Source organism: Calditrichota bacterium, assembly GCA_016867835.1.
Classification (GTDB): domain Bacteria; phylum Electryoneota; class AABM5-125-24; order Hatepunaeales; family Hatepunaeaceae; genus VGIQ01.
In genome coordinates, this window is record VGIQ01000138.1 from 1 (window position 1) to 6515 (window position 6515).

The 6515-nt window shown below is 55.2% G+C and carries 4 protein-coding genes; all 4 read left to right on the plus strand.

Annotated features, from left to right (window positions below):
- The first annotated feature begins 566 nt into the window (after positions 1 to 566).
- Positions 567 to 932, plus strand: coding sequence for a hypothetical protein (locus FJY67_10850; GenBank protein ID MBM3329946.1), 366 nt, complete (start codon positions 567 to 569; stop codon positions 930 to 932).
- An 856-nt stretch (positions 933 to 1788) separates the two neighbouring features.
- A complete protein-coding gene (locus FJY67_10855; GenBank protein MBM3329947.1) occupies positions 1789 to 3333 on the plus strand; it encodes a T9SS type A sorting domain-containing protein in 1545 nt (514 codons plus the stop codon).
- Positions 3334 to 3494: 161 nt separating this feature from the next.
- On the plus strand, positions 3495 to 3950 hold the full coding sequence (locus tag FJY67_10860) for a hypothetical protein (GenBank protein MBM3329948.1): 456 nt from the start codon (positions 3495 to 3497) through the stop codon (positions 3948 to 3950).
- A 1206-nt stretch (positions 3951 to 5156) separates the two neighbouring features.
- The gene (locus tag FJY67_10865) at positions 5157 to 6410 is read left to right on the plus strand and encodes a hypothetical protein (GenBank protein ID MBM3329949.1); all 1254 of its coding nucleotides are present in this window, start codon (positions 5157 to 5159) and stop codon (positions 6408 to 6410) included.
- Positions 6411 to 6515 lie beyond the last annotated feature (105 nt).

Genomic DNA, 6515 nt, shown 5'->3' on the forward strand with positions numbered 1-6515 from the left:
GGGCGGGCATTCCTGCCTGCCCTAAGGGCGGACAAGAATGTCCGCCCTCCAAGGGCGCAAGTGGGGGGTCTCTTGCCCGTCCGGCTCAGCCTCTACGCGCTCGACGGGCGGGAAGTCCTCCGCTTGCACGACGGCCCTCTGTCCCCGGGGAGCCATACTTTCGCACTTTCGCACTTTGGCACTTTCACACTTCCCTCCGGCATCTATCTCCTCCGTCTTCAGGCCGGCACCCACTCCCGCACCGTCAAAGCGGTCTTGATGCGGTAGTCTTGCAGGACGTTTCATGGGTGTTAACGTAGGGGCCGAAACCGCCGTAGGCGCTTCGTGCCCGAATGCATAGAAACGGAGTCATGCCGAATCCGCGGGGAAACTATTTATGGGCGGGCTCGCAAAAACCCTTGACATCTTCCTCTTGCAGCCGTATTTTGTGAAATCCTTGCCTCGGGCTACGGCTCGGGCTACGGCTCGGGCTACGGCTCGGGCTACGGCTCGGGCTACGGCTCGGGCTACGGCTCGGGCTGCAATAGCCCGGGCTCAACGTCAACCCTCATACTTAAGGAATGACAATGGCTCGAAGCAACTCTCTCTCCTGCGCGCTCCTCGCGCTGCTCGCAATCGTCTGCCTCGCCGCCGTGCCTGTGGAAGCGCTGGCAGATTTCACGGTCTACGTTTGTGAGGACGGTCCGGATACGGTGCAAGGCGCATCGATGCAGGCACGATTCTTTGTCCCTGGCCAGGGCTGGACGGATTGGGCAGCGGCGGATGCAGAGGGTCCCAACCCCGGTGAATATCACTGGGAGATTCCTGACGGCGCCACACTCATCCAGATCGCCGTTCCATCCTATCTCGAACCGGTGTCGCCGGATGATCCGGTCGTCGAAATGGATCCCGATCTGTTGTCTTTCAATTGGGAAGTAATCGACCACCGATAAGCCCGTTGTGGTGGACTTGGCGGCGCATTTGGCTGCCAAGTCCGCCACAATATCGCCTCTACCAACCAGTTCAAGAAAGACGCCTCCCATGCTGCCTCGCCACAATCAAATTGTCTTGGCGCTTGCAACTGCTGCCCTGACACTCCCTTTCATTTCTGCCGCCCAACCTCGTGATGCATGGGTTAGGTATTACGAAGTTGATGAGAATCGCACTACATTTAACGATCTATTCCAAACAACTGACGGCGGTTTCATTTGTGCCGGATATGGCGGAATTCGCATCGCTTCCACGCGTTTCGTGGTCGTTAGAACCGATCATGATGGGCGCCTGATATGGAGTCGCTGCTACTACCCATTCCAGGCCAGATCAGGCTATTGCGTATTTCATTCAGTGATTCAGACAGATGATGGCGATTTGGCTTTGGTAGGTCATTGTCAGTTGGAGCAGGCTTGGTTCTTCGTTACCAAACTAAATATGGAGGGAGAAGTCCTTTGGGAGCGCACATATCAACAATCCAGGGGCACAAGCTATGCCATCATCGAAACCAAAGGCGGAAATCTTCTTGTGGCTGGGAGCATTGATGGCGGCGTGGGCTATAATACTGCTTATGCTTTGATGATCAATCAGGAAGGCGATCCCATATGGGACCTTCGCTTGGAATTTGAAGGCGGCGTTAATTCATTTAGTTCTATACGCGAAGTTCAAGATGATGGGTTCTATCTCTCTGGTCATTACGGGCCAACAAACACCACTCGCCTCGTTAAGATTGACAACGAAGGAGATCTTGTTTGGAGTCGAATTTATGAGGAGCCAAGCGGTGCGACAGCGCTTATTACGGTGCCTAATGGCTTTGCAATGACCGGCTACTTCAGACAATTGCCTGTGCTACGGTTGGTGGATATAGATGGTAATTTGATCTTGCAGCGCACCTACAATCGAGGTGAAAACAACTTTTCCATTGGACTTAGTCTTACTCGTCTGCGTGATGGAGGGCTTCTTGCAGTAGGACAATACGATGATGCGATGGCGTTAGTTCTTCGCACCGATCCGGCGGGTAATCTGCAGTGGCGCAGTGAAGTCCAAGGCCATTATTGGTATCGTTCGGTTGTTCTAAATCGAGAGGGCTTCCCGGTGATCGCCGGAGGAACCGGTGGACCGGCGCTCCTCCGCAAACTCTACCCTGACCGCTCACCGCCGGTGATCATTGAGCGCTTTCCCGCCGACAGCCTGCTCCGCGTCCTGACCGGCGATACGCTGCTATTTTGGGTCCACGCGGTCGATTATCAGGGCGATCGCATCAACTACCTCTGGCTGCGAAATGATGATGAAGTCTCACGCGATTCTTCCGCCTGGATCGACTTCCCCGAACGAGGCGAATATCGGGTCGAGTGTCAGGTTTCAGACACGCTGCCAGGGCGGCCCGCGCATTGGGCGGTCGAGGCACACGACCTGCTGATTGAGGCCTACGAACCCGACACGCACTATCTCTCGATCCAGCGCAACAGCGAGATAGACTTCACTCTCGACTCTGTTGCCTATATAGGGGATTTGGAGAATCTGCGCTATGAGTGGATGATTTACGACTCGACGGCGGTGAGGTGGGAGGAAGTGGCAGGGGATGACCGGATCGGAATCCGGTCCTACGCGTTCCACCGGACGAGCGGGTATGCTCTGAAAGCCAAGGTCTTCGACCCGAACGTCGATCCGGTGCCGGCCGATTCCGTCCAATGGGCGATTCAAGTGCGGGGCGTCATCCGCGCCTTCGAGCCGAATGTGCCCGAACTTTCCCTCGAGCCGCGTCAGGAGACGACATTCGAACTGATCCCCTTCAATGCCAACAACGATTCGATTGAATACTGGTGGACTCTAAACGAAGCAGACACCCTGTCTACTCAGTCCACTTTGTCCATTTCATTTCAAGACACGGGCAGATACATAGTAAGTGGGTATGCGCGGGAGCAGGTCGGCGAGGAGGAGTGGGAGGAGGATGTGCAGAGGTGGGCGGTCAATGTGGGAATGCTTAATGCGGAATTCGGAATGCGGAATGAAGGAGACTTGGAAATTGAAGATATTAGTTTGCAGATTGCGCCGAATCCGTTCAATGACCAGGCGATGGTGATGATCGATCTTGGAGGGCAGGCATTCCTGCCCGCCCTAAGGGCGGACAAGAATGCCCGCCCTCCAAGAGCGCAAATGGGGGGTCTCTTTCCTGTCCGGCTCAGCCTCTACGCGCTCGACGGACGGGAAGTGCTCCGCCTCCACGACGGGCAGCTATCGCCCGGGAGCCACACTTTCTCACTTTCAGACTTTCAGACTTTCTCACTTCCCTCCGGCATCTATTTCCTCCTCCTTCAGACCGGCTCCCATTCCCGCACCGTTAAAGCCGTTCTTATGCGCTAATCTTGGAGGGCATTTCATGGGCGTGAACGTAAGGGCCGAAGACGATATGTGCGGCTTCGTGCCCGATTGCAGAAGGGTGGAATCGGCTCGTATCGGCGGGCAAACTATTTTTGGGCGGACTCGCCAAATCCCTTGACATCTTCCTCTCACAGCCGTATTTTGTGAAAACCTTGCCTCGGGCTACGGCTCGGGCTACGGCTCGGGCTCAACGTCAACCCTACTGCAAGGAGGACGTAATGTCCCACCGTTCGATCTTCGCGACCGCTCAACTGGTTCTGCTGGCGGTCCTCACCCTCTTCGCCGCGCCGAGTGAGGCCGAGGCGACTCTCTTTCGCGCGTTCGTCCAGAACTACGAGGACAACGCTGGAGTCACCCTCACCCTCATCACCCGTGACGCTCTCGGCGGCATCCTCGATGAAGTGCCGATGGTCTTTATCGAAGTAGATCAGAATGATCGCGCCACTTTCGAAATCGACTTCGCCTGCGACGCAGCATCAGTAACTTGGGAAGTGGTTGCCACCCCCCTCACCCGGTTCAACCCCTCTACGATTCAGGATGGCGATGATGTCGATTTCCAGAACGACAACGTTCTGGAGCCAGACTTCGACCTTTTATGAGTGCCATATTCTGCGAGGGAGGTGGCGTCGCTGCCTCACTCGAGGGTAATGCCTGCCATTCCCCATTGTGAGAGTGACTTGAGATCGACATCTATCTTTATTCTGATCCCTGTCGGAATTGTGTGCGAGTCGTTTGCCCAACCGCCGGTGGCACTTTTAGAACATTACGGTGCTGGTGCCAACGAACGCTTCCAGGACATTTACGCCGTTTCTGACAATGGTTATATCATGTGCGGTTCTACCAGAGCAACACCAGCATTGGGTTCAATAGCCTGGGGAGACCTTTTTATTGTTAAGACTAATGATAGAGGCGAGGTCATTTGGAGCCAATTATACGACTTTGAACAGCGCGCATATCCACTCTCGATCATCGAAACCGACGAAGGCGATTTTGTAATCGCTGGTTGCAGCGATGGGTATCAACACGGAATGAAAATCGACTCTGACGGCGAGATAATATGGAGCCGCACTTATGACGTTGGCAGGTTCCATGCAGTCATCGAACTGAAGGATGGCAGATTATTATTCGCAGGCCGCGGTCCGGCAGAGGTATCCTCCGGCGCAATGCTCTGCACAGATAGCGAAGGCGATGAAATCTGGAGTCGAGTTTACAGCCGTGAAGGGAACTGCGAGATTAAGGCGATTAGAGAGGCTCAGAATGGAGTGATAGCATGCGGTAGACGAGCAATTCGGGAACCACGCAATAATGCATGGCAAGGTTTTCCCTGGCTGCTTAAGGTTGATCTAGAAGGTCGAGATGTTATTTGGGAGAACTTTTTGAATGGAGGCTTCACGATTGATATCTTCAGAATGACCTCCGCTGCTTCTGGAGAATTTCTTGCGATGGGATATGTGACGGGGAATGATTATGCTCCCATCTTGATTAATGTTAACAGTAATGGCGAGGTTCAATGGACAAGAGTTTATCGTGACATTAGAGATGACACCTACAACGACATAGTTCGTTCGTCCGATGGCGGTTACATGCTCGTTGGACAAATCAGCCGACCACAATATGGTGGGTTGGCGTTGCGCATCAACTCTGAAGGTGCAATAAGATGGCGCGCATTCTATGACTTCTCCGCCGATCAGCGTTTCGGGGGCGGGCAGGCCAATCCGACAGCGGTAGTTGTTAATCAGGTGGGTGAATTCGTGGCATGCGGGCAAGTTCCGTTACGCCAAGATAATCGATATGATGGTTTCCTTATGAAACTTGAACCCGACTTTCTCGGTCCCCGGTTCATATCATACTCCCCTGAAGACACCATATTGACGGTCTTGCCCGGGACGGAGATTGAATTCTCTGCAGTTGCCCATAGCGATTACTTCGACGACCTCGACTACCATTGGACTTATGATGACATGCGTCTCGAGGCGCAGGGCGACACTTTGGTGCGAGTGCGCTTCGACGAGTTAGGCGAGCACCTCGTCCGCTGCGAAGTATCCGACGAAGACGACACTCGCGCCATCAACTGGCACATAGCGGTCTCCGACCTTATCATCGCCTCTCACACCCCCGACACTCTATCCCTCACCTTACAACGCAATTCCGAGATCGATTTCGCCCTCGACTCCGTCGCCTACATCGGGGATATGGAAAATCTTCGATATGAGTGGATGCTCTACGACTCGGCAGCGGTTAGGTGGGAGGAAGTGGGAGGGGATGACCGGATCGGAATCCGGTCCTACGCGTTCGCCCGGACCGGCGGCTTTGCCCTGAAGGCCAAGGTCTTCGATCCGAACGTCGATCCCGTGCCGGCAGACTCCATCCAGTGGGCGATTCAGGTGCGCGGCGTCATCCGGGCCTTTGAGCCCAATACCCCCGAAATCTCCCTCGAGCCTCGCCAGGAATCGACCTTCGAACTGATCCCCTTCAATGCCAACAACGACTCTATCCAGTTCTGGTGGACGCTTGACGAAGCCGACACCCTGTCTACTCAGTCCACTCTGTCCATTTCTTTCGAAGACACCGGCAGATTTGTTGTGAGCGGCTATGCGCGGGAGCAGGTCGGCGAGGAGGAATGGGAGGAGGACGTGCAGAGGTGGGTGGTGAATGTCCATTCTCTAAGTGCGGGACTGGATCCCCGCCTGCGCGGGGATGACGAGGGGGGAAGCGGGGATGATGATCCCCTCTCGCTTACGATTGCTCCGAATCCATTCAATGATCGAGCGACGGTGACGATTGACCTTGGAGGGCGGGCATTCCTGCCTGCCCTAAGGGCGGACAAGAATGTCCGCCCTCCAAGTGCGCAGGTAGGGGGTCTCATGCCCGTCCGGATCGGCCTCTACGCGCTCGACGGACGGGAAGTCCTCCGCTTGCACGACGGGCCGCTATCCCCTGGGAACCATACTTTCTCACTTTCACACTTTAGCACTTTCACACTTCCCTCCGGCATCTACTTCCTCCGCCTTCAGGCCGGCTCCAGGTCCCTCGCTGTCAAGGCGGTCATGATGAGGTAGCCTTGCAGGACGTTTCATGGGTGTTAACGTAGGGGCCGAAGCCGCCGTAGGCGCTTCGTGCCCGTTTGCAGGTGGCGGAATGGCTCGTATCTGCGGGCAAACTAT

Excerpts from the sequence above, each read along its gene's own strand:
- FJY67_10850 (MBM3329946.1), top strand. The coding sequence starts at position 567 with ATGGCTCGAAGCAACTCTCTCTCCTGCGCGCTCCTCGCGCTGCTCGCA.
- FJY67_10855 (MBM3329947.1), top strand. The coding sequence starts at position 1,789 with ATGACCGGCTACTTCAGACAATTGCCTGTGCTACGGTTGGTGGATATA.
- FJY67_10865 (MBM3329949.1), top strand. The coding sequence starts at position 5,157 with ATGAAACTTGAACCCGACTTTCTCGGTCCCCGGTTCATATCATACTCC.